This window comes from Streptomyces sp. NPDC087422 (genome assembly GCF_044744145.1).
Lineage (GTDB): Bacteria > Actinomycetota > Actinomycetes > Streptomycetales > Streptomycetaceae > Actinacidiphila.
This window is the reverse complement of sequence record NZ_JBIUXT010000006.1, coordinates 522,690-546,778: the sequence shown is the minus strand read 5'-3', so window position 1 is coordinate 546,778 and position 24,089 is coordinate 522,690. Positions and strand designations below refer to the sequence as shown.

Below are 24,089 nucleotides of genomic sequence, written 5' to 3'. Positions count from 1 at the left end.
TGGGGGGCGCACCCACTTTTTTTTATTCTTCACTTTATTTTTGGTTTTACCTCTTATTTTTTTTTTTTTTTAAATATCCTTGTCTGGGGGGGGGGGGGCCCCCCCCGGGGGGGGCCCCCCACCGCTCAGTGGCAGGTCGAAGTGCGTCGCTACCAGCGGTACCAGCGGCCACGGCTGCCACCGGAATTCGTCGAGCGGACAACGAATCCCAGCAGCCAGACCACCAGGACGACGATCGCCACCCACCACAGAATCTTGAGGGCGAACCCGGCGCCGAAGAGAATCAACGCGAGCAGAAGAACGAGCAGAAGCGGTCCCATAGTTTGTACCTCCCACTCGCGCGCTTGCCCCACGCCTACACTGACATGCGCGGATAATGTCACGGAACGGTATCCATCAGCTGGTGACAGGTGTCCTGGCGATGAGCGGGACAGGCGGTCGGGCGCCATAGTCACCGTGCCTCGACGACAGGCGCACTCGATTCCGAGTGCGCGCCAGACCCGTATCACCCCCTACCGCTCCGCAATTGCTTGTCCTCACCATGACCACCGGACGCTGCGGACTGTGTCGCGGACACCGCCGCGGGGATCCGGGCAGTTTCCGGCTTCTGGTGGGACCGGCGGTGTTTCGCGCTGCGTCAGCGCGGTGACGGGACGGGGCGCGGCCGTCGAGGTGCGTCGACCGGAGTGACACACCGCCGACCGGCGTGTGCGGCCCGTGCGGCCCGTGCGGCGTATTGACGCATACACGACCAATGGCTAGCTTCAGGGAGCGCTCTCACGCCTCGTCGCGCCGGTCAACTCAACTCCGCTTCCCGCACGGCGAATTGGACCACGGACAACGATGTCAGGCCCTGTCGACTACGGAAGGCATGCCCATGCGCCCACGCCGCGTCGGATCACCTCTCTCGCCCCGCAGGAGCCGGGCGCTCGTGCTGGGTTCATGCCTGGCGCTGCTGTCGGTCACCGCCGTCGACAGCGCGGTGGCGCGGCAGGCCGCCCCGCCGGCGCGGGCCGCGGCGTCGAGTTCCGTCGTCACCGACGGGAACGCCCGCTTCGAGGTGCTCAGTCCGACCCTGGTGCGGCTGGAATACGCGGGCGACGCCGCCTTCCAGGACGGGACGACGTTCAACGCCGTCAACCGGTCCTTCCCCGTATCCGACGTCACCACGGACGTCACCGCGGACGGGTACCGCGAGATCACGACGTCCGGGCTGACGTTGCGCTACAAGCGGGGCAGCGGCCCTTTCACGGCGGCCAACCTCACGGTGACGATGGCGGGCACGGGAGTGACCGCCACACCGGCGTTTCCTTCCTACTGCCCGGTCAACTCCGCCTGCGAGGCTGAGAATTCGCTGCTCAGCGGCTACGGCGTCGCCGCCTACGACCACACCGGGCACACCGGCTCCGGCTTCGTCGCCGGATACGAGCACACGGGCAGCGGCCTCACCCAGGACGTCTCCGCGGTGCCGTCGACCGGCGACTACCGGCTGTGGGTGCGCTACTCCAACGCGGCGGGCGGTACGGGCACCCTGTCCACCCGGGTCGGCTCGACCGCGGGCCCGGCGCTCAGCCTGCCCGCCACCTCGTCGTGGAACGCCTGGTCGACCGCGTCCGCCACGGTGCACCTGACCGCCGGCGCCAACACCCTGAGCATCGTGCAGAACGCGGGTGACACCGGCCGGGTCAACATCGACAGCCTGGCGGTCACCCCGGTCGGCACCACGGCGTACCCGGCCGCGTCGACGGCGCTCACCACGACCGGCTACGGCGCGGGGCCGACGAACACCCTCGGCGGCTGGTCCCGGACACTGGACAATCCGGCGGCCGTGCCGGTGCCCGAGCACCCGGGGATCCTGGATCGCGACGGCTGGTACCTGCTGGACGACACCCGGACGGCTCTGCTGTCGGGCGCGCACGCGGTGACCGACCGGCCCTCGCACGGCGCCCAGCCGTACCAGGACGGCTACTTCTTCGGTTACGGCCAGAACTACAAGCAGGGCCTCGCCGACCTCAACTCCCTGACCGGCGGCGCCAATCTGCTACCGGAGTCGGCCTACGGCGTGTGGTACTCGCGGTACTACGGCTACTCGACGGCCGACTACGAGAATTCGCTGCTGCCCACCTTCCGCAGCACGAACACGCCGATCGACTGGCTGGTGGTGGACACCGACTGGAAGTCGCCGACGCAGTGGAACGGCTGGAACTGGAACAGTTCGCTCTTCCCCGATCCGCGGGCATTCCTCGACTGGACCAAGCAGCAGGGTCTCGCGGTGTCGATGAACATCCACCCGACCATCGACAGCGCCGACCCCAAATTCGCCGCGGCCAACTCCCGCGCGGGCGGCCTCCTGCCCGACGGCGGCAGCACGTACGCCTTCGACTGGTCCAACCCGGCCCATCTGGCCGCCTATCTCGACCTGCACCAGCCCTTCGAGCAACAGGGCGTGCGGGAGTGGTGGCTGGACTACTGCACCAACTGCGGTGCCTCGACCGCGTCAGATCCGCATGTGGGGCCGGACAATCTGATCAACCAGGCCTATGCGGACGACGCGGCGGCCAAGGGGCTGCGCGGCTTCTCCTTCGCACGGATCGGCGGCTCGGAGGAGGGCGGCGACAACAGCAACTACCCGGTCGGGCCCTGGTCCGAGCGGCGCAACTCGATGCAGTTCACCGGCGACACGCCCGCGACGTGGGACATGCTCGCCTTCGAGGCGAAGTTCACCGCCGCCGAGGCCGCCGCGGGAATCTCCAATGTCAGCCATGACATCGGCAGCTTCCACGGCGGTCATCTCGCCGACGATCTGTACGCCCGCTGGGTGCAATTCGGCACCTTCCAGCCGGTGGACCGGCTGCACTCCGACCACGGCGACCGGCTGCCGTGGAACTACAGCGGCGCTGCCGCGGCGAGCGCCGAGTCCTTCCTGCGGCTACGGGAGGCGCTCGTCCCGTACACGTACACGCTCGCACAGCAGGCGAACGCGACCGGTGTGCCCATCGTCCGGCCGCTGTATCTCGACTACCCGTCCCAGGACGCCGCCTACAGCGCCACCGGCGAGTACCTGTACGGCGACGACGTCCTGGTCGCGCCGATCACCTCGCCCAACGACTCCAGCGGCAACGGCTCCGCGTCGGTGTGGGTGCCGCCGGGGAGCTGGACGGACTACTTCACCGGCCGTACCTACACCGGGCCCGCCACCGTCACCATCACCGGTCCGCTGTCCCGGATGCCGGTGCTGATCAAGGCCGGCGGCATCCTCCCCACCCGCACCGACTACGTCGACAACCAGGGGCAGCGGCCGTTGACGCAGGTGACGGTGAATGTCGCCGCGGGTGCCGACGGGGCCTTCTCGGTCTACTCCGACGCCGGCGAGGGCACGGGCTATCGCAGCGGCCAGGCGACCGAGGCGCCCCTGTCGTGGAGTGAGACGGCTCGGACACTGACGATCGGCGCGCAGACCGGTTCCTTCAGCGGCGCGCCGACCTCCCGGGCCTACACCCTGCGGCTGTCCAACTCGCAGGCGCCGACCGCCGTTTCGGTCGACGGGGTGCAGGTCCCGGAGACCGCGTGGTCGTGGAACGTCAACCGCAGGACGGTGACGGTGACGACGGGCGCGCTCCCGCTCGGTTCCTCGCACACCGTGACGCTGTCCGGCAGCGCGTCCGCGAACCCGGCGTCCGGCGAGGTGATCGGCGCGGGCGGCCTGTGCCTCGACGTGCGCGGCGGGGTGGCCGACGACGGGACGGCCGTGCAGCTGTGGGGCTGCAACCACAGCGCGGCCCAGCAGGTCGCGTACCAGGCCGACAGTACCGTCCGGGTCCTCGGCAAGTGCCTGACGGCCACGGGCGGCGGGACGGCGAACCGTACGCCGGTGAGCGTCGCGGGCTGCTCGGGTGCCGCCTCGCAGACCTGGACGCACCGCTCCGACGGCAGCCTGCTCAACCCGGCCTCGGGACGCTGCCTCGACGTGCCGGACGGCAACACCACACCCGGCGCCGTACAGCTCCAGCTCTACGACTGCGCCGGTGTGACCGCGCAGTCGTGGAAGCTGCCGCCCGGTGCGGTCTCCGGCCTCGCTGCCCTGTGCGTGGACGTGACCAACGCCGATCCGGCCTCCGCCACGCCCGTGCAGTTGTCCGGCTGCAACGGCTCCGACGCGCAGCGCTGGTCCGCGCCCGGCGACCGCACGCTGCGGACCTTCGGCAAGTGCCTCGACGCGGTGGGCGGCAACACCGGCAACGGCACACGGACCCAACTGTGGGACTGCAACGGCACGGGCGCCCAGGTGTGGGAGAGCCGGGCCGACGGCACCTTGTTCAATCCGCAGTCGGGCCGCTGCCTCGACGACAAGGACAACGGCCAGCAGGCCGGGGATCCCGTGCAGTTGTGGGACTGCAACGGGACGGCGGCACAGCGCTTCCGCCTCGGCTGACCGGCACGTCCCGTCCGCTGTGACCCACCCCGTCGCGGACACGGTCAGACCGGCTGCCCGACCGTGTCCGCGACGGACCTCCGCGACGCTCTCGTCAGCAGCCGAGCGGCGCGGAACCGACGGCCACGTCGTCGAACCACAAGGTGTCGTCACCCGTGGCGTAGCTCTCCCAGCCGAGTCGCAGGGCGGTCGGCCTGGGCGGCGTGGTGCGCGAGAGCCACTGCTGGTCGATGTCCTGGGTCGGCACGCCGTCGGCGTGCAATCCGGGTATCTGCGTGTCATTGAGCCAGGTGTCGAGCTTCGGCGCCGTGGTGTCGACCGCGAAGCGCAGACACTGCCAGGTGAGGGTCGGCAGCGGACTGCTCAGCGAGACCCCGGCCGGACTCTGCGCCGGGAGGGTGGCGTCGTCACTCTCCCGGTTCCACTGCAGGGCGCCGTTCTGGCCGCCGATCCGCAGCGCCCGGCCGCCCTGGGAGGAGTCCGGCATGGAGACGAAGGCGACGTGCGAGGTCGGGAGCGCCGTGGTGTGCCGCACCCACATACGGATGTAGACCACCGGGCCGACCGACGACAGATCAGCGGTGGAGGCGACGAGGGCGTGGTTGCAGTAGCCCGCCTTTCCGTCCACCCGCAGGGACTTCGAGCCGCTGTGCGCGACTGTCGTGTCGATGGCGGCCGTCCCCGTGCCCTGGCAGTCGGGCGCGGTGAAACGCCAGTCCCCGGCGGGACCGGCACCGCTCTGGTCCTCAAAGCCCGTGCATATCGTCGCGGAGTCGCATCCCGCGGGGGGCGAAGTGGGCGGCGGCGTGGTCGGGGGCGTCGTAGGCGGGGTGGTCGGGGGCGTGGTCGGGGGCGTCGTAGGCGGAGTAGTCGGGGGCGTGGTCGGCGGGGTGGTGCTGACGGCTCCACAGGGCAGGTCGTTGAGGGCGAAGTCAGCGGGTTGCGAGCCCGCGGACCCAGCAGTTCCCTGCACGCCGAAGTCGACCGTGCCTCCTGCTGCCACGACGCCGTTGTAGGACGCGTTGACGGCGGTGACGGAGTGTCCGTTCTGGGTGACGGTCGCGTTCCAGGCCGAAGTGATCCTCCGATCACCGGCATACGTCCACGTCAGCCGCCAACCGCTCAGCGCCGCGCCGAGGTTGGTGACGTGCACCTGCGCGGTGTAGCCACCGGGCCATTCGTTGAGCGTGTACTCGGCCCGGCATCCGGACGCCGACGCGCCGAATCCGCTGGTGGGCACCGAGATCAGGAGCGAGACGGCCAGCGCTATGGCGGCGGCGACCGCCGTCCACAACCTGGGTGGTAACCGGAGAGTGCGAGCGGGCATAGGTGCCTCTTTCGGGGTGCTTGCGTGGGGGGAGCACAACATATGGGAGCGCTCCCATCCATCACAGCGCCCTGGCTGCACACTGTCAACGGATGCGGCCCGACCCAAGCGCGGCGCGACTCGGGCCGGTCTCGTCCGCAGGTGTTTACGAATTCTTGATCCACTGTTAGCTTCACAAATGGGAGCGCTCCCACTCGCAGACCCGTTCCCTCCCCCCACGCTGTCCCGGTGGCCCGGCCGCGGTGCGCCGCGGCCCCGGGAAAGCTCCCGGAAAGGTCATGATCTTGAAGCGAAAAAGAAGCTGGCAACTGTCGTTATTCGGTGTCTTCGCTCTTCTGCTCTCGGCGTTCGGCGCGGTCCTGCTCAGCCAGGGCTCCGCGCAGGCGCACGGCGTGGCGATGATGCCGGGCTCGCGCACCTACCTGTGCTACGAGGACGCCCTGACCCCCACCGGCGCCCTCACCCCGACCAACCCGGCCTGCGCCGCGGCGGTCGCCCAGAGCGGAACGACGTCGCTGTACAACTGGTTCGCGGTGCTCGACTCCAACGCGGGCGGTCGCGGCGAGGGTTACGTCCCGGACGGAACGCTGTGCAGCGCCGGCAACAAGTCACCGTACGACTTCTCGGCCTACAACGCGGCCCGCGCCGACTGGCCGAGGACGCACCTCACGTCGGGCTCCACGATCCAGTTGCAGTACAGCAACTGGGCCGCGCACCCGGGCACCTTCCGTGTCTATGTGACCAAGCAGGGCTGGTCCCCGACCACTCCGCTGGCCTGGGCCGACCTGGAGTCGATCGGAAGCACCACCAACCCGCCCGCGGTGGGGTCGCCGGGAACCGACGGCGGCCACTACTACTGGGACCTGACGCTGCCCTCGAACCGTACGGGTGACGCGATGGTCTTCATCCAGTGGGTCCGCTCGGACAGCAATGAGAACTTCTTCTCCTGCTCCGACATCGCGTTCGACGGCGGTCACGGCGAGGTCAGTGGCATCCACAACGGCGGTTCGACCACGAGCGGCACGACCACTGGCACGACGACCGGCACCACAAGCGGCACGACTACTGGCACCACGAGCGGCACGACGACCGGCACGACCACTGGCACTACGACCGGCACGACCACCGGCACCACAAGCGGCACCACGACCACCGGCACCACAAGCGGCACCACGACCGGCGGCAGCACAGGCGGGACCGACCCTGGCTCCTGCATGGCGATGTACGCGGTCTCCAACTCCTGGAGCGGTGGGTTCCAGGGGCAGGTCACCGTGATGAACCACGGCGCCTCGCCGTCGAGTCACTGGAAGGTGAACTGGACGCTCGGCACCGGAACGCAGATCACCAGTCTGTGGAACGGAGTCCAGTCAGTCAGCGGAGGCAGCATCAGCGTCACCAACGCCGCCTACAACGGCACGATCCCACCGGACGGCGCTTCCACGACGTTCGGATTCACGGCCAACTCGACCGGCAACAACACGCCCATCGGCTCGATCACTTGCACGTTCTCCTAGCGCGCTGACGCGGCCGACGCGCCCCGTACGGCCTCCTGCCGTGCGGGGCGACGGGCGCGGGGCGGCCGTCCCGGGACGCCGACCGGTTCACATATTTCGTATTCGCGTGCGAACGCATCGTGCGCCTACGGACGAGCGTCCCTCTCTTCGGCGTCCCCGTTCGTGTCTTCTTCCAAGGCCACGGTCAGCTCGGTGTCGGTGTCGCGCCAGAAGGTCTCCGCGTCGCGCAGGATGTCCTTCACGATCCGCCACTCGCGCGGCTTGGCCGCCGCGTACTCCTGCCAGCCCTCGATCCGCAGCCGCCGCCCGTCGGAGCCGACCGGCCACCACGACAGGTCGGTGAGGCAGTCCGCGAGCGCGTCCCAGTTGCGGCCGAACCAGTCCGGCAGGTGCAGCCGCTCGGTGCAGCGGTCCATGAACGACTGGCGGTCGACGACCCCGGTCAGATCCAGTACGAGGGTGTCGCCCGGCGGTGTGGTGGCCGTCATCGCAGCACCGCCTCGAAGCTCTGGTAGTGGTCGGAGGTGTAGAAGATCTCGCCGTTGCGGCCGGTCACGATCCGCCGCGCGCCGCGGTCCGGGGCGTCCGGGGTCGGCACCGTGTACTCGTGGTAGTAGCCGCGCGTCCGGGCGGGCAGTTCCTTCTCGTAGTTGCCGAAGACGATGCCGTCCCTGCTGTAGGGGTACGGTCCGCCGCGGTCGATCAGCGCCAGCGTGGTGCGGGCCTCGGGGGGCAGGTCGGCGGGGTGCACGACGTGGTGGCCGTCGGCCCAGGCGGGGGTGGACGAGGCGTGGGCGGCCCGCCCGGAGCTGTGGGCGGCCGGGACGACGGTGGGGGTCGCGCAGCCGCCGAGGAGGACCCCGAACAGAGCGAGCAGGCAGGTGGCGAGCACGGGGGCGACCGCGCGTGGAACGGACCGCAGCAGCATGCCGCCGATGCTGCCACACTTGATCACTTCCAGCGCGGAACGGCACTCCGCACGGGTCAAGCCGGGGGCCTCGCGGCTGACCGTGGGTCGGTGCCGGTTGGCCGTGCCGGTTGCCGTCGGGTCGGGGTCGGTTGCCCGCGCCGGCTGACCGTGGGTCGGGGTCGGTTACCCGCGCCGGCTGACCGTGGGTCGGTGCCGGGCCGGGGCACCTCCTCGGAATGCGTCACACCTGGTCACACGGAATTCGGCACCCGGCTGTCAACGCATTCCTGCGGGGGCACCCCGGCCCGTCCCCTCCGGTCGTTCGGCGGGCTGGTGACCGTCCTCGTACCGCGGCGAAGCCTGAGGGGTCAGGGGCCGTCGGGGTCGGCGCGGTCGAGGGCGGGGCGGGGGGCGGGGGCGGTGGAGTGCAGGAGGTGGTCGGCGGCGGCGGTGTCGGTGACCAGGCTGGTGACGAGGCCGGAGCGGAGCACCGCGTCGATGGCGGCGGCTTTGCGGCGACCGCCCGCGATGGCGAGCACTTCGGGGATCCGGCGGAGCCGGTCGGCGTCGATGGTGATGCAGCGCTCGCCGAGGTCGCGGCCGACCCTGCGGCCCTGGGCGTCGAAGAGGTGGGAGGACATCTCGGCGGCGACGCCGAGGCCCGCGTAGTGCTCGCGCTCCTCGTCGGTGAGGGCGTCGTGGACGGTGGAGACGCCCGCTTCCCAGGAACCGACGGAGACCACGGCGACGGTGACCTTGTCGAAGTAGCCCATGGCGGCGGCGATGCCGCTCTGGGCGCGCAGGGCGCTGGCGGTGGCGGGGTCGGCGAGCACCATCGGCGCGTACAGCGGATGCGCCTCGCCGCCGGAGACGGCGGCGGCGGTGCGTACCGCCTCGACGGAGCCGCGCTCGGTGGTGCCGACGTCGTAGACGCCGGTGAGCTGGACGACGGTGCAGGGCGCGAGCCGGTCCAGCGCGTTGGCCATGGTGATGATGGAGCGGCCCCAGGCCAGGCCCAGTACGTCGCCGTCGTCCACCAGCTCGCCGAGCAGGTCGGCGGCGACGGCGCCCAGATTCTCCGGGTCGGGCGCGTCCGCCTGGTCGGGCGGGGTCTCGACCACGACGGCGTGCCGCAGGCCGTAGTGGGCGCGCAGGGCGTCGGAGCGCTCGGCGTCCAGCTCGGCGGGGACGCGGATCTCGATTCTCACCAGGTCGCGTTCGAGGGCGGTCTCCAGGACCCTGGCCACCTTGAAGCGGCTGACCCCGAACTCCTCGGCGATCTGGATTTTGGACTTGCCCTCCAGGTAGAAGCGACGTGCCATCGCCGCCGCCTGGACCATCTCGCCGGGGCCCATGCGCACCTGTGTGCGGCCTGTGCTCACGTCGGTTCTCCCCAGTCGCCTATCTGATCCGCGTTGCCCCATGTGATCCGCTCCGCGCTCATCCTCGCAGATCGTGCCGTGTTACGGGCGCGTAGCGAAGACGCTTCCGCCCGTGGTAACCCCCGGTAGGCGCCCCCGTCACCGGGGCACTTCCGCGGCCTTCGCGGCGGCCTGCTCGCGCAGCGCGCGGACCGCGGCGGCGGGGTCGTCCGTGCCGTACACCGCGGAGCCCGCGACGAAGACGTCGGCGCCCGCCTCGGCGCACCGCTCGATGGTCTCGGCCGAGACGCCGCCGTCGACCTGGAGCCACATGTCGAGGCCGTAGCGGTCGATCAGCGCCCTGGTGCGGCGGATCTTCGGCAGCATGATGTCGAGGAACGCCTGGCCGCCGAAGCCCGGCTCGACCGTCATGATCAGCAGCATGTCGAGTTCCGGCAGCAGGTCCTCGTAGGGCTCGACCGGGGTGGCGGGCTTGAGCGCCATCGACGCCCGCGCGCCCTTCGCCCGGATCTCCCTGGCGAGCCGGACCGGCGCCGCCGCCGCCTCCACGTGGAAGGTCACCGAGCCCGCGCCGGCCTCCACGTACGCGGGCGCCCAGCGGTCCGGGTCCTCGATCATCAGGTGGCAGTCGAGCGGCGTCTCCGTCGCCCTGCTCAGGGACTCCACGACCGGCACCCCCAGCGTGAGGTTCGGCACGAAGTGGCTGTCCATCACGTCGACATGGAGCCAGTCGGCGCCCTCGACCGCCTTCGCCTCCTCGGCGAGCCGCGCGAAGTCGGCGGAAAGAATGCTGGGGTTGATCTGCACGCTCATGGGTCCAGCAAACCAGATCCGGAGGACGTGTGTTCCCACCCACCGGTCCCGCCAACCCTCGGACACGGCACGAACGCCAGTGCCATGCTGGTGCCGATCACTCTCCGGCACGGTCCGGCGCTCCCAGGGCGTCGCGTCGGACGGCGGGGGGGACGACACCACGAGCGGGCCCGGGGGGCACTCATGGCGGGCGGAGCGGGACGGATAGCGCACGTCGTCTGCGGGCGGCGGAGCAAGTGGGTCGTGCTCGGCCTGTGGATCGTCGTGCTGGTGGTGGTCTCGCCGCTGGCCCAGAAACTCACCGACGCGCAGAAGAACGACTCGGCGAGCTGGCTGCCGAGCAAGGCGGAGTCCACCCGAGTGCTGGAGCTCCAGAAGCAGTTCGTGCCGGAGAGCGCGCCCGCGGTCGTCGTGTACTCCCGGCCCGGCGGCCTGACCGACGCGGATGTGGCGAAGGTCGGCGCGGACGCCGCCTCGGTCAAGTCGCTGACCGCGCACGGCATCGTCGGCAGCCGTACGGTCGGACCGCAGCTCGACCGGCGGACCGCGCCGCGCGCCGCGCTGCTCATCGTGCCGATCACCATCGACCCGAGCGGCTGGAGCACCATCGCGGACGCGGTCAAGCAGCTCAGGTCCACCGTCGGGCAGGGCGACGACGGGCTCAGGACGCACATCACGGGCCCCGGCGGCTTCTCCGCGGACTCCGCCGACGCCTTCGCCGGGATCGAGGGCACCCTGCTGTACGCGGCCCTCGCCGTCGTCGTCGTGATCCTGCTGATCACCTACCGCAGCCTGAGCCTGCTCTTCGTGCCGGTGCTGTCCGTGATCGGCGCGCTGTTCACGTCGGAGGCGGTGATCTACCTCCTCGCCGAGCATGCCGGTCTGGTGGTCAACGCCCAGAGCGCGGGCATCCTCACCGTCCTGGTGTTCGGCGCGGGTACGGACTACGCGCTGCTGCTCGTCGCCCGCTACCGCGAAGAGCTGCGCGATCACGAGGACCGGCACGAGGCGATGGCGCTCGCCCTGCACCGGGCGGGCCCCGCGATCATCGCGAGCGCGGCCACGGTGGCGCTGAGCATGCTGTGCCTGCTGGCCGCCGACATGAACTCGACCTCCGGGCTCGGCCCCGTCGCCGCGATCGGTGTCGCGGTGGCCCTGCTGGCGATGCTCACGCTCTTCCCCGCCCTGCTGGTGATCTTCGGCCGCTGGGTGTTCTGGCCCGCGATCCCGCACGTGGGCAGCGCGGAGCCGACCGAGGCCGGTGTGTGGTCGCGGATCGGCACGGCGGTCGGCCACCGGCCGCGGTCGGTGTGGATCACGACGGTGGTCGTGCTCGGCGCGCTCGGCCTGGGACTCTTCTCGCTGAAGGCGACCGGCCTGTCCAGCGCGGACAGCTTCACCGACACCCCGGACTCCGTGGTCGGCCAGAAGGTGCAGTCCCGCTACTTCCCGGCCGGTGGCGGCCAGCCGCTGGTGGTCATCGCGCGGGCGGGCGCCGCCGACGAGGTGCGTACGGCGCTGGCCTCGGTGCAGGGCGTCGTGCCCGGCTCGGTCGGCACCCCGCCGGGCGTGGCCGCGCGGAGGGACGGCCGGGTCTACCTGGAGGCCACTCTTGCCGACCGCGCGGACAGCGGGGCCGCCCAGCGGACCGTACGGCTGGCCCGCGACACCCTGCACCGCGTCCCCGGCGCGGACGCCCTGGTCGGCGGCGGGACGGCGGTGCAGAAGGACACGAATCAGGCGGCGAGCCGCGACAACAACCTGCTGATCCCGCTGATCCTGCTGGTCGTCCTGCTGATCCTGGCGCTGCTGCTGCGTGCCCTGGTGGCGCCCCTGGTGCTGATGGCCACGGTGGTGCTGTCCTTCGGCGCCGCCCTCGGCGTCAGCTCGCTGGTCTTCCGGCACGTGTTCGGATACGCGGGCGAGGACACGGCGTTCCCGCTGTTCGTCTTCGTGTTCCTGGTGGCGCTGGGCATCGACTACAACATCTTCCTCATGACCCGCATCCGGGAGGAGACCGTCCGGCGCGGCACCCGCGACGGCGTCCGTACCGGTCTCGCCGCCACCGGCGGAGTGATCACCTCGGCCGGGCTCGTCCTCGCGGGCACCTTCGCGGTGCTCGGCACGCTCCCGGTGGTCGGCTTCGCCGAGATCGGCTTCGCGGTCGCCTTCGGCGTCCTGCTCGACACCTTCGTCGTCCGCTCGGTGCTGGTCTCCGCGATCACCCTCGACCTGGGCCACCGGGTGTGGTGGCCGAGCAGGCTCGACGCGCCCCGAGCCGCCCCGGCGCAGGCGCGCGAGGAGGACCGGGAGCAGCCAGCGGACAGCCGTTAGGGCCTGTCCGGCGGATCATGGGCGCGTCAGCGCTCGCGGCGGGTGTTGAGCCGGGCCGCCTGCCGGGTCAGGTGGTCGCGCTCGGCGAGGTTCGGCGCCTTCGGGGCCGCCTGCGCGTAGAGCCGGGCCGCCGTCGCGAGGTCGCCGTCGCGCTCGTGGAGATACGCGGCCACCGCCGTGTAGCGGGGCAGCGTGTCGTCGAGGGCGGCGAGCGCCGCGAGACCGGCGCGGGGGCCGTCCGCCTCGCCGACCGCCACCGCCCGGTTGAGGCGGACGACCGGGCTGTCGGTCAGGGCCGCCAGTTCGTCGTACCACTCGACGATCTGCGCCCAGTCGGTCTCCTCGGCCGTCGGCGCGTCCGCGTGGAGCGCCGCGATGGCGGCCTGGGCCTGGAACTCGCCCAGCCGGTCGCGGGCCAGCGCCGCCTGAAGGATCTCGACGCCCTCGGCGATCGCCCCGGTGTCCCACCGGCCGCGGTCCTGCTCGGCGAGCGGTACGAGGCTGCCGTCGGGCGCGGTCCTGGCGGCCCGGCGGGCGTGGTGCAGCAGCATGAGGGCGAGCAGCCCCGCCACCTCGGGGTGGTCGATCACGGACGCGAGCTGCCGGGTGAGCCGGACGGCCTCGGCGGACAGGTCGACATCGCCGGAGTAGCCCTCGTTGAAGACCAGGTACAGCACCCGCAGCACCGTGGCGACGTCGCCCGGCCGGTCGAACCGCACGCCGGAGACGGTGCGTTTGGCCCGGCTGACGCGCTGCGCCATCGTCGCCTCGGGCACCAGATACGCCTGGGCGATCTGCCGGGTGGTCAGGCCGCCGACGGCCCGCAGGGTGAGCGCGACCGCCGACGACGCGGTCAGCGACGGGTGCGCGCACAGGAAGTAGAGCTGGAGGGTGTCGTCCGCGCCGGAGGCGGGCCCGCTCGCCGGTTCCTCGTCCACCCGGTCCTCACGCCTGCGCCGGGCCGTGTCCGCCCGCGTCGCGTCGAGGAACCGCCGCCAGGCCACCGTCACCAGCCAGCCCTTCGGGTCACGCGGCGGATCGTCGGGCCAGACGCGTACCGCTTCGACCAGTGCGTCCTGCACCGCGTCCTCGGCCGCCGCGAAGTCGGCTCCGCGCCGGACGAGGATCGCGAGCACTGCCGGGGTGAGGCTCCTGATCAGAGCCTCGTCCATCAGTGGGGGCACCCCGTGACGGTGGGGTGGGCGCCGAGGAACGGACGCAGCTCCAGCCACTCGTGGATCGGCTTCCCCCCGGCGCCGGGCGCGGCCGACAGCTCCCCTGCCAGTTCGAGGGCCCGCTCGTAGCTGTCGACGTCGATCACCATCCACCCGGCGATGACGTCCTTGGTCTCGGCGAACGGCCCGTCGGTGACCGGCGGACGGCCCTCCCCGTCGTACCGCACGAAGGTCCCCTCGGGGGCGAGCGCCTGGCTGTCGACGTACTCGCCGGTCTCCTCGAGGCGGGTCGCGAAGTCGTTCATGTACGTCACGTGCGCCGAGATCTCCTCGGGCGTCCACTGCGCCATGGGTACGTCGTTCACCGGCGCCGGGGCGCCCCGGTAGTGCTTGAGCAGCAGATACTTCGCCATGGTGCTTCTCCTCGGTGCGGATGCGGCCCATTGTGGTCGCGCTTCACCTCGGGGACGGAGCCGTGCGCGGGTTCTCGACATCGCCGCCGGATGTTTTTCGCCCGCGCGGCTGAACGCGGGCGACCGGCTCCCGGCGGGCGGTCAGGCCGTACGGCGCAGGAGGGCGAGGTACATCGCGTCCGTGCCGTGCAGGTGCGGCCAGAGCTGGATGTCGGGGCCGTCGCCGAGGGCGGGGACACCGGGCAGCAGCGGGCGTACGTCGATGCGCTCGGCGGCCGGGGCGCGGTCGTCGCGGAGGATGTCGTCCACGACGGCGCGGGTCTCCGCCAGGTGCGGGGAGCAGGTCGCGTAGCCGACGACGCCGCCGACGCGTACGGCGTGCAGGGCCTCGGTGAGCAGGCCGCGTTGGAGGGGGCCGAAGGTGGGTACGTCCTCGGCGCGCCGTCGCCAGCGGGCCTCGGGCCGGCGGCGGAGCGCGCCGAGGCCGGTGCAGGGCACGTCGACCAGGACGCGGTCGAAGGAGCCCTCGGCCCAGGCGGGGCGGGTGCCGTCGGCGACCACGACCTGGTACGGGCCGGGGTTGCCCGCCAGGGAGCGGGCCACGAGGCGGGCGCGGTGGGGCTGCTTCTCGGCGGCGACGAGTTCCGCGCCGCGCTGGGCCGCGAGGGCCGCGAGGAGCGCGGCCTTGCCGCCGGGGCCCGCGCAGGCGTCGAGCCAGCGGGCGTCCCGGCCGTCGAGCGGGACGGCGGCCAGCGCGGCGGCGACGAGTTGGCTGCCCTCGTCCTGCACGCCGGCCCGGCCCTCGCGGACCGCGTCCACGGCCGCCGGGTCACCGCCCTCGGCCAGCCGTACCGCGTACGGCGACCAGCGGCCGGGCTCCGTCGTGTCCGGCGGCAGCGACTCCATCAGCTCGCGCGCGGTCGACCGGCCGGGGCGCGCGACCAGCGTCACCTCGGGCCGCTCGTTGTCCGCCGCCAGCAGGTCCTCGATCCCGGCCCGGCCGCCGCCGAGCGCGTCCCACAGCGCCGAGACGACCCAGCGCGGATGCGAGTGCACGACGGCCAGGTGGTCCTCGGGGTCCTCGTCGTACGGCGGCGCGACCAGTTCGAGCCACTCGTCCAGGTCGTGCGCGGAGACCTTCCGCAGCACCGCGTTCACGAACTTCGCCCGGCCGTCGCCGAGCACCACCCGGGCCAGCTCCACGCTCGCCGAGACCGCCGCGTGCGTCGGGATACGCGTCCCGAGCAGCTGGTGGGTGCCCAGCGCCAGCACGTCGAGCACCGGCGGGTCCACCTCGCGCAAGGGCCGGTCCACGCAAGCCGCGATCACCGCGTCGTACGTTCCCTGCCGCCGCAGCGTCCCGTACACCAGCTCCGTCGCCAGCGCCGCGTCCCGCCGGTCGAACTCCCGGCCCTTCTTCACCGCCTCCGCTTCCGCCGCCTTGAGCAGGCCCGGCAGCACCAGATTCGCGTACGCGTCCCGCTCCCCCACCGCCCGCAGCGCCTCGAACGCCAGGATTCTGACGGGGTCACGCTGGGGTCGGCGGTACGGCTTGCCCTGCGGGCGGCGGCGCGGCTGCTCGTTCACGTGTGAAGGTGCTCCGATTTTTACGAAGGTCGGTCGCCGTCCACCCTAAGCGCCTGCGGCGCGGGGCGTACTTCTGCCCTGCGGACAGGCCCTAGTGCGCGTCCGCCCTAGGCCCCGAGGCGGGAGCCGGACGGGATGCGGGCGCCCCGGGCCCAGTCGGCGGCGGCCATCCGCTTCTTGCCCTGCGGCTGCACCTCCCCGAGGAGAACGGCGTGGCTCCCCGTCCCGACGTACACGGCGTTCTTGGCGACGCCCAGCTCGCCGGGGGCGAGGTCGACGCGGTCGGGCTGGGGCCGGACGGGCCCGAGCTTGAGGCGTTCGCCGGAGGTCAGGGTCCAGGCGCCGGGCGCGGGGGTGCACCCCCGGATGAGGCGGTCGACGCGGAGCGCGGGCGCCGTCCAGTCGACGGCCGCGTCCTCGACCGTGATCTTGGGCGCGAGGGTGACCCCGTCGGCGGGCTGGGGCCGGGCGACGAGGCGGCCGTCCTCGATGCCGTCCATGGTGGCGACGAGCAGCCCGGCGCCGCTGCGGCCGAGCCGGGTGAGCAGGTCGCCGCTGGTGTCGGTCGGGCCGATCTCCTCGGTGAGGACGCCGTAGACGGGCCCGGAGTCGAGCCCCTGCTCGATGAGGAAGGTGGACGCGCCGGTGACCTCGTCACCTGCCATGACCGCGTGCTGCACGGGCGCGGCGCCGCGCCAGGCGGGCAGCAGCGAGAAGTGCAGATTGATCCAGCCGTGCGCGGGGATGTCGAGCGCGGCCTTGGGCAGCAGCGCGCCGTAGGCGACGACCGGGCAGGCGTCGGGGGCGATCTCCCGCAGCCGGGCGAGGAAGTCCTCGTCGCGGGGGCGCGCGGGCTTGAGGATTTCGATGCCGGCCTCGGCGGCCCGCTCGGCGACGGGGCTGGCCAGCAGCTTGCGGCCGCGCCCGGCCGTCGCGTCGGGCCGAGTCACGACGGCGACGACCTCGTGCCGGTCGGAGGCCAGCAGTGCGTCCAGTGCGGGTACGGCGACCTCGGGGGTGCCGGCGAAGACGAGCCTCATCGTGCGGGGTGTGCCTCTCGATGGTGGTTCACGGGCGGGCTTTTCGGCCTGACGGCGCGACGGCGCGACGGTTCGCCGCGGTCAGGGGGGCGTCACTGCCCGCGCCCGAAGGTGTCGTGCGGCGAGATCTTCACCTGCGGCACGCCGTTCTCGCCCGGCACCCGCCAGATGCCGTCCGGGCCCTCGGTCGCCTCGCGGATCGCCTTGAGCGCGGCCTTGCGCTGCTCGGTGTCGAGCCGGTCGATGAAGATGACCCCGTCCAGGTGGTCCGTCTCGTGCTGGATGCAGCGGGCGAGCCGCTGCGTGCCCTCGATCGTGACCGGGTCGCCGTACATGTTGCGGCCCTTGGCGACGACGCCGTACGCGCGCTTGCAGTCGTACGTCAGGCCAGGCAGCGACAGGCAGCCCTCGGGACCGTCCTGCTCGTCCTCGCTGAGCGTCAGCTCCGGGTTGATCAGGTGGCCCAGCTCGCCCTCGACGAAGTAGGTGAACACCCGCAGGGAGACGCCCAGTTGCGGCGCGGCCAGGCCCGCGCCCGGCGCGTCCCGCATGGTGTCGGTCAAGTCCTGTACGAGCGTGCGCAGTTCCTTGTCGAAGGTCGTGACCGGCTGCGCCGTCATGCGCAGCACCGGGTCACCGAAGAGGCGGATGGGCTTGACGGACACGGCGGCGGTCTCCTGGAACGGGCGTACGGCGGCGGCTCCGGACGCCGGGTGCCGGCCGTCCTGACCGCCCCGGGGACGGGGCAGGGGTCAATTCTAGAGGCGCGTTCGGCCCGCCGTGGCGGGGGTGCGCGCCCGGCCGCGCGCCCCCCGAGGGGTGGGCTGCGCCCCTTGCTGCGTGACTCCATGGGCGGCTGGCGCGTTGGTCAAGAGAGTTTGCCCGAATTCGGGTCAATGCACACGGCCCATTCCTTAAGTAACCGCCGGTTGGAGAGGCTTGTTGATGCCCGACCACGCAACCCCTGACGCCCAGGCACGGGCCAGCCTGCACCTGCTGGTGCGGGACATCGAAAGGGTCCGCCGCCAAGTGGACGCGCTGCGGACCCTGACCGCCCAGTTGGGCAACGTCTACCGGCCGCGCCGCAGCGGCCCCACCGCCGGATTCGTCGTGTACGGCCGCGCGCCCGCCCCGACCGTCCGGCTCGCTCAGGAGCTGCGCGACAGCGTGGAGACCCTGGTCACCGCGGCCGTGGAGTTCGACCGCTCCCTGGGGTTCTCCTGGGACGCCGTCGGCTCCGCGCTCGGCGTGACCAAACAGGCGGTGCACCGCCGGTACGGCGGGCGCCGCAGCGCGCCTCCCGGACCCGACGAGCAGGCCGCCTCCGGGCACGGGGTGGTGACCGGCAGCCCCGCGCCCCTCGCGTCCGTCCCCGCCGCCCGTTCCATGCCGGGGGCGCTTCCGCCGGGCCCGCTTCCGCTGGGGGCGCTGGAAGCGCGTGAGCCACGCGACGACCGTGAGGACGCCGTCACGTCCTTCCCCGGGCCGCGCAACGGCTGACGCCGTCCCCTCCCCCCTCCCTCCTCCGCGCCGTAGTCCCGCCGCCGCCCGCCACGCCGACAGGTCGGGCACCGCGCGCCTGCGGCGCGCTTCCGGGAGGGGGTTGCCCCCTTTTCCCCCACGACGGCCCGTCGTGGCTCGCCGTGCCTTCCCCCCACCCCCTCCAGGGTCCTGGGACACGCGGTCCGCTTCCCACGACGGTCCGTCGTGGCTCGTCGCGCAGTTCCCCGCGCCCCTCAAAAGACCGGCGCCACCGCCACGTGCACGACCACGTGCGCTCACCCCACGCGGCCGAGGGCCCCGTCAGGGGCGCGGGGAACTGCGCGACGAGGTACGACGAGCCCGTCGCGGGACAAGGGCCGTTCGGGGCGGTCAACCGGGTCACCGGGAAAGTGGGAACCCCCGGCGGAGCCGGTCAGCCGATGTTGGGGGGGTCCATGCGGACGTGGACCGGGTCGGAAGCGCCACGGGTGGCGCGAGCGATCTGGGCCTCTTTGAGGGCGGCGGCGAGGGCGGAGCCGGTGCCGGGGGGCACGCGGAGCAGAAGCCGTTCCCACTGCTCGCCGGGCGGCGGCTCCCCGTGGCGGCGGGTGCGGCCGGGGCCGGACGTGGGGACGGGCAGGGGCACGGGCCCGAGCTGGTCGGTACCCGGCGGGAGCCGCAAGGTGTCGAGGAGGTCGACCACGGCGGCCGGGGGCCCGACGACCGAGGCCATCCGGGAGACCGGCGGAAAGCGCAGCTCGGCGCGTTCGGCCAGCTCGCGCAGGGCGTGCCCGGCGGGGTCCCAGCGGACGAGGGCCTGGACGGGCCGCAGGGTCGGCTCCCCGAGGATGACGACGGTGCCGCCCTCGCCCGCGGGCCGTACGAGGGCGGCGGCGTGCGCCCAGCGCCGGAGCGCCTCCTCCCCGGCGCGCAGGTCGGGCCGGTTCAGCAGCGCCCAGCCGTCGAGCAGCAGGGCCGCCGCGTAGCCGGTGTCGGCGACGGGTTCGGCGCCGGGGGTGGCGATGACCAGCGCGGGGGCCGCGCCGACCGAGGCGAGGACGGTGTCGCGCCCCGAGGTGCGTACCGGCACTTTGGGGAAGGCGCGCCCCAGTTCCTCGGCCGTGCGCCGCGCGCCCACGATCTGGGCGCGCAGCCGGAAGCCGCCGCACTCGGGGCAGTGCCAGTCGGCGGCGGGCCGCCCGCACCAGCCGCAGTGCGGGGTGCCGCCCTGCTCGCGGACTTCGAGCGGCCCGGCGCAGGCGGTGCACCGGGCGGGTTCGCGGCAGTTGTCGCAGGCGAGCCGGGGTACGTAGCCGCGGCGCGGCACCTGGACGAGGACCGGGCCGCGCGCCAGCGCCTCCCGCGTGACCTGCCAGGCGATCGACGGCAGCCGGGCGGCGCGCGCGGCCTCGTCCCTGGCCTGGTCGCCGTCGCCGACCGTGCGGATCAGCGGCGCCGCCGCCCGTACCTCGTCCCGGCCGGCCGCCAGCGGCAGCGCCCAGCCGCTGTCCACGAGCTGGGCCGCCTCGACGGTGCTGGTGAGGCCGCCGAGCAGGAACGCGGTCCGTTCCTCGGCGGCGCGCAGCAGCAGGACGTCACGGGCGTGCGGCTGCGGGGCGTGCGGCTCGGCGTGGCTGGAGTCGCCGTCGTCCCAGAGCGCGACGAGGCCGAGGTCGGTGACGGGCGCGAACATCGCGGCGCGGGTGCCGACGACGGCCCGTACCGCGCCGCGGCTGACGGCCAGCCACCGCCGGTACCGCTCCTCGGGGCCCGCGTCGGCGGTGAGCAGGACGTGGCGGCCCTCGCCGAGCAGTTCGGTCAGCGCCGCGTCGACCCGGGCGGCGGACCGGCCGTCGGGCAGTACGGCCAGGGCGCCGCGGCCAGAGGCGAGGGTGGTGGCGACGGCCACCGCCAGTTCGCGCGGCCAGTGCGGTCCGGGCAGCGCGAGCCAGACCGCGCGGGGCGTGTCGCCGCGGGCCAGCGCCTGGAGGTACGCGGGGCCCGTCGCGTACCGCTGCCAGCTCCCCGGCTCCGGCGCCGCCGGGTCCGGCAGCGGTCCCGGTGACGGGTCGCGCTCGGCGCGGGCCATCCTGGGCGGTACGGCGAGCTGGACGACGTCGGCGAGCGCTCCGGCGTACCGGTCAGCGACCTGGCGGCACAGCTTCAGCAGCGGCGGGGTCAGCACCTGCTCGGTCGACAGCACTTGCGCGAGCGGGGCGAGGGGGCCGCGGAAGTCGCTCTCGGCCCGCCGTTCGACGATGAAGCCGTCGTGCAGCGAGCCGCCTTCTCTCCTGCCCTTCACCACGCGCGCCCCGAAGCGGACCCTGACCCGTACGCCGGGTCTGGCCTCCTCGTCCATGGCCGCCGGCACCGCGTAGTCGAAGAACTGGTCCAGGTGGAGCAGCCCCTTGTCGACCAGCACCCGTGCCACCGGCAGCCCTTCGGCGAGGGCCGCCCCGCGCCATGTCCGCGGCTTGGCCTTGGGCTCCTTCGCCTTCTTGACGGTCTCCCGAATGAGCGCGAGCTGCTCCCCTGCGGGGGGCTCGGCGTCCTGACCGTTCTCGCTGCTCACCTTGCGATTCTTACAGACCCCTCGGACACACTCGCGCCGCCGCGAGACGGCGCCCCCATACCGGGGCGGGGGCGCCGTACGGACTTAGAGCCCGGCGGCCGAGCGCAGGGCGTCGACGCGGTCCGTCCGCTCCCAGGTGAAGTCCTCCAGCTCGCGGCCGAAGTGGCCGTAGGCGGCGGTCTGGGCGTAGATCGGGCGGAGCAGGTCGAGGTCGCGGATGATCGCGGCGGGCCGCAGGTCGAAGACCTGGCTGATGGCCTGCTCGATCTTCTCGACGTCGACGCTCGCGGTGCCGAAGGTCTCGACGAAGAGACCGACGGGCTCGGCCTTGCCGATGGCGTAGGCGACCTGGACCTCGCAGCGCGCGGCGAGCCCGGCGGCGACGACGTTCTTGGCGACCCAGCGCATGGCGTAAGCGGCGGAGCGGTCGACCTTGGACGGGTCCTTGCCCGAGAAGGCGCCGCCGCCGTGGCGGGCCATGCCGCCGTAGGTGTCGATGATGATCTTGCGGCCGGTGAGCCCGGCGTCACCCATGGGGCCGCCGATCTCGAAGCGGCCGGTGGGGTTGACCAGCAGCTTGTAGCCGTCGGTGTCGAGCTTGATGCCGTCGTCGAGCAGGGCCTTCAGCTCGACCTCGACGACGAATTCCCGGATGTCGGGCGCGAGCAGCGACTCCAGGTCGATGTCGGAGGCGTGCTGCGAGGAGACCACGACGGTGTCGAGGCGGACGGCCTTGTCGCCGTCGTACTCGATGGTGACCTGGGTCTTGCCGTCCGGGCGCAGGTACGGGATCTGGCCGTTCTTGCGGACCTCGGTCAGCCGCCTGGACAGGCGGTGGGCGAGCGTGATCGGCAGCGGCATCAGCTCGGGCGTCTCGTCGGACGCGTAGCCGAACATCAGGCCCTGGTCGCCCGCACCCTGCTTGTTCAGGTCGTCGTCGGTCGCGGCGGAACCCGCGACGCGCTTCTCGTACGCGGTGTCGACACCCTGTGCGATGTCAGGGGACTGCGCGCCGATGGACACCGAGACGCCGCAGGAGGCGCCGTCGAAGCCCTTCTTGGAGGAGTCGTAGCCGATCTCCAGGATCTTGTTGCGCACCAGGGTGGCGATATCGGCGTAGGCGGTGGTCGTGACCTCGCCCGCGATATGCACCTGACCGGTGGTGATCAGCGTCTCGACGGCGACCCGGGAGTGCGGGTCGGCCTTGAGGAGGGCGTCGAGGATGGTGTCGCTGATCTGGTCAGCGATCTTGTCTGGGTGTCCCTCGGTGACGGACTCCGAGGTGAACAGGCGGCGGGACACATCGCTCCCTGGGGTTGCAGCGGCTGCTGGCTGAATCTGGGCGGAGTGCGCAGGGCTGCGCCCGGCACTCCACTGCAAGCTTATAGTCCGCCGCCGCGGACGTGACACGGCATCTCGACCTTTGGATTCGTGGCGGAACGCGTCATCACGCGTCCACCCGAGTGTCACTTTCCGGCAATCTCGCGCCGACAAGATCCCACACCCGGTCCGCGAGATCCTCCTTGGGCCCGTACGGTACGGGGGTCTCGCTGCCGTCGGCGCCCAGTACCACAGCCTCGTTCTCCTCGGTGCCGAACGCCTTGCCGTCACCCACTTCGTTGACGACGAGCAGATCACAACCCTTTCGGGTGAGCTTGGCGCGTCCGTTGACGAGGACGTCGTCGGTCTCGGCGGCGAAGCCGACGACGAGCTGTCCCGGCCGGGCGCGGTGCGCGGAGATCTCGGCGAGGATGTCGGCGTTGCGGACCAGGGTGATCGGCGCGGGCTCCTGGTCGTCCTTCTTCTTGATCTTGCCCGCCGCGTACCGCGCGGGGCGGAAGTCCGCGACGGCGGCGGCCATCACCACCACGTCGGCGTCGGCGGCGGCCTTGAGCACCGCTTCCCTGAGCTGTTCCGCGGTGCCGACGGTGACGACGTCGGCGCCGGCCGGGTCGGGGAGCCCGGTGTTGGCCGCGAGGAGGGTGACCCGGGCGCCGCGCGCCACGGCGGTACGGGCCAGCGCGTAGCCCTGCTTGCCGGAGGAGCGGTTGCCGAGGTAGCGGACCGGGTCGAGGGGTTCGCGGGTACCGCCCGCGCTGATCACCACATGGCGTCCGGCCAGGTCCCGCTCGGCGGGTCCCCGGCGCAGCACGCGGCGGCAGACCTCGTAGATCTCGGCGGGGTCGGGCAGCCGTCCCTTGCCGGTGTCGACGCCGGTCAGCCTGCCGACGGCGGGTTCGATGACGACGCAGCCCCGGCGCCGCAGGGTGGCGACGTTCTCCCGGGTGGCCGGGTGCTCCCACATCTCGGTGTGCATCGCGGGGGCGAAGACCACCGGGCAGCGGGCGGTCAGCAGGGTGTTGGCGAGCAGGTCGTCGGCGAGGCCGTGGGCGGCCTTGGCGAGCAGGTCGGCGGTGGCGGGGGCGACCACGACGAGGTCGGCGTGCTGGCCGATCCGTACGTGCGGGACCTCGTGGACGTCGTCCCAGACGCGGGTGGAGACCGGGTTGCCGGACAGCGCCGACCAGGTGGCCTCGCCGACGAAGTGCAGCGCGGACTCGGTGGGCACCACCCGCACGCCGTGCCCCGACTCGGTGAGCCGCCGCAGCAGCTCGCACGCCTTGTAGGCGGCGATGCCACCGCTCACACCCAGCACGACCTGTGGTTTCGCCATCGTGTCTCCCGACCCGAGATCCGTCGTCCGAACCGTCCTGCGACCTGTCCCGCGACCCGTTCCGCGCGGGTCACCTGACACGTCCCATGACACACCACGGGCCCGGCGGTCGCTCCGCCGGGCCCGTGCTGAAACGCGTGTGGATGTGTGCTGGCGTCAGTGCGCGGGTGCCTCGACCGCTTCGGAGGTCAGCAGACCCGCGTTGATCTCGCGCAGCGCGATGGAGAGCGGCTTCTCGTGCACGTGGGTGTCCACGAGCGGGCCGACGTACTCCAGCAGGCCCTCACCGAGCTGGGAGTAGTACGCGTTGATCTGGCGCGCGCGCTTGGCGGCGTAGATCACCAGGCTGTACTTCGAATCGGTGGCTTCGAGCAGCTCGTCAATCGGAGGATTGATGATGCCCTCGGGCGTGGTGATGGAAGAGGACACGCTCT

General features: G+C 72.4%; 19 protein-coding genes. 4 read left to right on the top strand and 15 right to left on the bottom strand.

Annotated elements, in window-relative coordinates; genetic code table 11:
- Window positions 1–149: 149 nt before the first annotated feature.
- On the bottom strand, window positions 150–320 hold the full coding sequence (locus ACIO6U_RS22355) for a hydrophobic protein (RefSeq protein WP_355348845.1): 171 nt from the start codon (window positions 318–320) through the stop codon (window positions 150–152).
- Window positions 321–931: 611 nt separating this feature from the next.
- Here ACIO6U_RS22355 and ACIO6U_RS22350 point away from each other — a divergent pair.
- Window positions 932–4,432 (top strand): ricin-type beta-trefoil lectin domain protein, encoded by a 3,501-nt coding sequence (locus ACIO6U_RS22350; protein WP_401721547.1) that lies wholly within the window; start codon window positions 932–934, stop codon window positions 4,430–4,432.
- Window positions 4,433–4,526: 94 nt separating this feature from the next.
- Here ACIO6U_RS22350 and ACIO6U_RS22345 read toward each other — a convergent pair whose 3' ends face one another.
- Complete coding sequence (locus tag ACIO6U_RS22345; RefSeq protein ID WP_401721543.1) at window positions 4,527–5,759, bottom strand: cellulose-binding domain-containing protein; 1,233 nt, start codon at window positions 5,757–5,759, stop codon at window positions 4,527–4,529.
- A gap of 278 nt (window positions 5,760–6,037) precedes the next feature.
- On the opposite strand from ACIO6U_RS22345, the gene ACIO6U_RS22340 reads away from it, so the two are divergent.
- Window positions 6,038–7,273: a lytic polysaccharide monooxygenase gene (locus tag ACIO6U_RS22340; protein ID WP_401721540.1), complete on the top strand. Its 1,236-nt coding sequence runs from the start codon at window positions 6,038–6,040 to the stop codon at window positions 7,271–7,273.
- Window positions 7,274–7,398: 125 nt separating this feature from the next.
- Here ACIO6U_RS22340 and ACIO6U_RS22335 read toward each other — a convergent pair whose 3' ends face one another.
- The 4 genes from ACIO6U_RS22335 to rpe all read right to left on the bottom strand — a co-directional run bounded on the left by ACIO6U_RS22335 (window position 7,399) and on the right by rpe (window position 10,378).
- On the bottom strand, window positions 7,399–7,761 hold the full coding sequence (locus tag ACIO6U_RS22335) for a barstar family protein (protein WP_355348833.1): 363 nt from the start codon (window positions 7,759–7,761) through the stop codon (window positions 7,399–7,401).
- Complete coding sequence (locus ACIO6U_RS22330) at window positions 7,758–8,201, bottom strand: ribonuclease domain-containing protein (protein ID WP_355348830.1); 444 nt, start codon at window positions 8,199–8,201, stop codon at window positions 7,758–7,760. Before ACIO6U_RS22330 ends, ACIO6U_RS22335 begins: the two co-directional genes overlap by 4 nt.
- A gap of 350 nt (window positions 8,202–8,551) precedes the next feature.
- Window positions 8,552–9,565, bottom strand: coding sequence for a sugar-binding domain-containing protein (locus ACIO6U_RS22325; RefSeq protein WP_391160773.1), 1,014 nt, complete (start codon window positions 9,563–9,565; stop codon window positions 8,552–8,554).
- A gap of 138 nt (window positions 9,566–9,703) precedes the next feature.
- On the bottom strand, window positions 9,704–10,378 hold the full coding sequence (gene rpe / locus ACIO6U_RS22320; protein WP_355348824.1) for a ribulose-phosphate 3-epimerase: 675 nt from the start codon (window positions 10,376–10,378) through the stop codon (window positions 9,704–9,706).
- A gap of 183 nt (window positions 10,379–10,561) precedes the next feature.
- Here rpe and ACIO6U_RS22315 point away from each other — a divergent pair, with 183 nt between their 5' ends.
- Complete coding sequence (locus ACIO6U_RS22315; protein WP_401721536.1) at window positions 10,562–12,712, top strand: MMPL family transporter; 2,151 nt, start codon at window positions 10,562–10,564, stop codon at window positions 12,710–12,712.
- 26 nt (window positions 12,713–12,738) lie between these two features.
- On the opposite strand, the gene ACIO6U_RS22310 is transcribed toward ACIO6U_RS22315, so the two are convergent.
- The 5 genes from ACIO6U_RS22310 to def all read right to left on the bottom strand — a co-directional run bounded on the left by ACIO6U_RS22310 (window position 12,739) and on the right by def (window position 17,592).
- The gene (locus tag ACIO6U_RS22310; protein WP_401721533.1) at window positions 12,739–13,884 is read right to left on the bottom strand and encodes an RNA polymerase sigma factor; all 1,146 of its coding nucleotides are present in this window, start codon (window positions 13,882–13,884) and stop codon (window positions 12,739–12,741) included.
- Window positions 13,884–14,300 carry a YciI family protein gene (locus ACIO6U_RS22305; protein WP_355348815.1) on the bottom strand — a complete coding sequence of 139 codons (417 nt, stop codon included), beginning with the start codon at window positions 14,298–14,300 and terminating at the stop codon, window positions 13,884–13,886. Before ACIO6U_RS22305 ends, ACIO6U_RS22310 begins: the two co-directional genes overlap by 1 nt.
- Before the next feature lie 141 nt (window positions 14,301–14,441).
- The gene (locus ACIO6U_RS22300) at window positions 14,442–15,887 is read right to left on the bottom strand and encodes an RsmB/NOP family class I SAM-dependent RNA methyltransferase (RefSeq protein ID WP_401307164.1); all 1,446 of its coding nucleotides are present in this window, start codon (window positions 15,885–15,887) and stop codon (window positions 14,442–14,444) included.
- Window positions 15,888–15,994: 107 nt separating this feature from the next.
- Entirely contained in the window at window positions 15,995–16,927 is a 933-nt protein-coding gene (gene fmt, locus ACIO6U_RS22295; RefSeq protein WP_401721530.1) for a methionyl-tRNA formyltransferase, read from the bottom strand.
- 92 nt (window positions 16,928–17,019) lie between these two features.
- Window positions 17,020–17,592: a peptide deformylase gene (gene def / locus ACIO6U_RS22290; RefSeq protein WP_355348806.1), complete on the bottom strand. Its 573-nt coding sequence runs from the start codon at window positions 17,590–17,592 to the stop codon at window positions 17,020–17,022.
- Between the two features lie 280 nt (window positions 17,593–17,872).
- Here def and ACIO6U_RS22285 point away from each other — a divergent pair, with 280 nt between their 5' ends.
- Complete coding sequence (locus ACIO6U_RS22285) at window positions 17,873–18,427, top strand: hypothetical protein (protein ID WP_355348803.1); 555 nt, start codon at window positions 17,873–17,875, stop codon at window positions 18,425–18,427.
- 415 nt (window positions 18,428–18,842) lie between these two features.
- On the opposite strand, the gene ACIO6U_RS22280 is transcribed toward ACIO6U_RS22285, so the two are convergent.
- The 4 genes from ACIO6U_RS22280 to rpoZ form a co-directional block, all read right to left on the bottom strand.
- Complete coding sequence (locus tag ACIO6U_RS22280) at window positions 18,843–20,981, bottom strand: primosomal protein N' (RefSeq protein ID WP_391046663.1); 2,139 nt, start codon at window positions 20,979–20,981, stop codon at window positions 18,843–18,845.
- Between the two features lie 84 nt (window positions 20,982–21,065).
- Window positions 21,066–22,283, bottom strand: a complete 1,218-nt coding sequence (metK, locus tag ACIO6U_RS22275) for a methionine adenosyltransferase (protein WP_401307156.1) — start codon at window positions 22,281–22,283, stop codon at window positions 21,066–21,068.
- 145 nt (window positions 22,284–22,428) lie between these two features.
- Window positions 22,429–23,655 (bottom strand): bifunctional phosphopantothenoylcysteine decarboxylase/phosphopantothenate--cysteine ligase CoaBC, encoded by a 1,227-nt coding sequence (gene coaBC / locus ACIO6U_RS22270; RefSeq protein WP_401721526.1) that lies wholly within the window; start codon window positions 23,653–23,655, stop codon window positions 22,429–22,431.
- Between the two features lie 156 nt (window positions 23,656–23,811).
- Window positions 23,812–24,084 carry a DNA-directed RNA polymerase subunit omega gene (gene rpoZ, locus ACIO6U_RS22265; RefSeq protein ID WP_033174507.1) on the bottom strand — a complete coding sequence of 91 codons (273 nt, stop codon included), beginning with the start codon at window positions 24,082–24,084 and terminating at the stop codon, window positions 23,812–23,814.
- Between the last annotated feature and the right edge of the window lie 5 nt (window positions 24,085–24,089).

What these genes read in the sequence shown, in the direction of transcription:
- ACIO6U_RS22355 (WP_355348845.1), bottom strand. Translation starts at nt 320, where the DNA reads ATGGGACCGCTTCTGCTCGTTCTTCTGCTCGCGTTGATTCTCTTCGGC.
- ACIO6U_RS22345 (WP_401721543.1), bottom strand. Translation starts at nt 5,759, where the DNA reads ATGCCCGCTCGCACTCTCCGGTTACCACCCAGGTTGTGGACGGCGGTC.
- ACIO6U_RS22340 (WP_401721540.1), top strand. Translation starts at nt 6,038, where the DNA reads ATGATCTTGAAGCGAAAAAGAAGCTGGCAACTGTCGTTATTCGGTGTC.
- ACIO6U_RS22335 (WP_355348833.1), bottom strand. Translation starts at nt 7,761, where the DNA reads ATGACGGCCACCACACCGCCGGGCGACACCCTCGTACTGGATCTGACC.
- ACIO6U_RS22330 (WP_355348830.1), bottom strand. Translation starts at nt 8,201, where the DNA reads ATGCTGCTGCGGTCCGTTCCACGCGCGGTCGCCCCCGTGCTCGCCACC.
- rpe (WP_355348824.1), bottom strand. Translation starts at nt 10,378, where the DNA reads ATGAGCGTGCAGATCAACCCCAGCATTCTTTCCGCCGACTTCGCGCGG.
- ACIO6U_RS22315 (WP_401721536.1), top strand. Translation starts at nt 10,562, where the DNA reads ATGGCGGGCGGAGCGGGACGGATAGCGCACGTCGTCTGCGGGCGGCGG.
- ACIO6U_RS22310 (WP_401721533.1), bottom strand. Translation starts at nt 13,884, where the DNA reads ATGGACGAGGCTCTGATCAGGAGCCTCACCCCGGCAGTGCTCGCGATC.
- ACIO6U_RS22305 (WP_355348815.1), bottom strand. Translation starts at nt 14,300, where the DNA reads ATGGCGAAGTATCTGCTGCTCAAGCACTACCGGGGCGCCCCGGCGCCG.
- fmt (WP_401721530.1), bottom strand. Translation starts at nt 16,927, where the DNA reads ATGAGGCTCGTCTTCGCCGGCACCCCCGAGGTCGCCGTACCCGCACTG.
- ACIO6U_RS22285 (WP_355348803.1), top strand. Translation starts at nt 17,873, where the DNA reads ATGCCCGACCACGCAACCCCTGACGCCCAGGCACGGGCCAGCCTGCAC.
- coaBC (WP_401721526.1), bottom strand. Translation starts at nt 23,655, where the DNA reads ATGGCGAAACCACAGGTCGTGCTGGGTGTGAGCGGTGGCATCGCCGCC.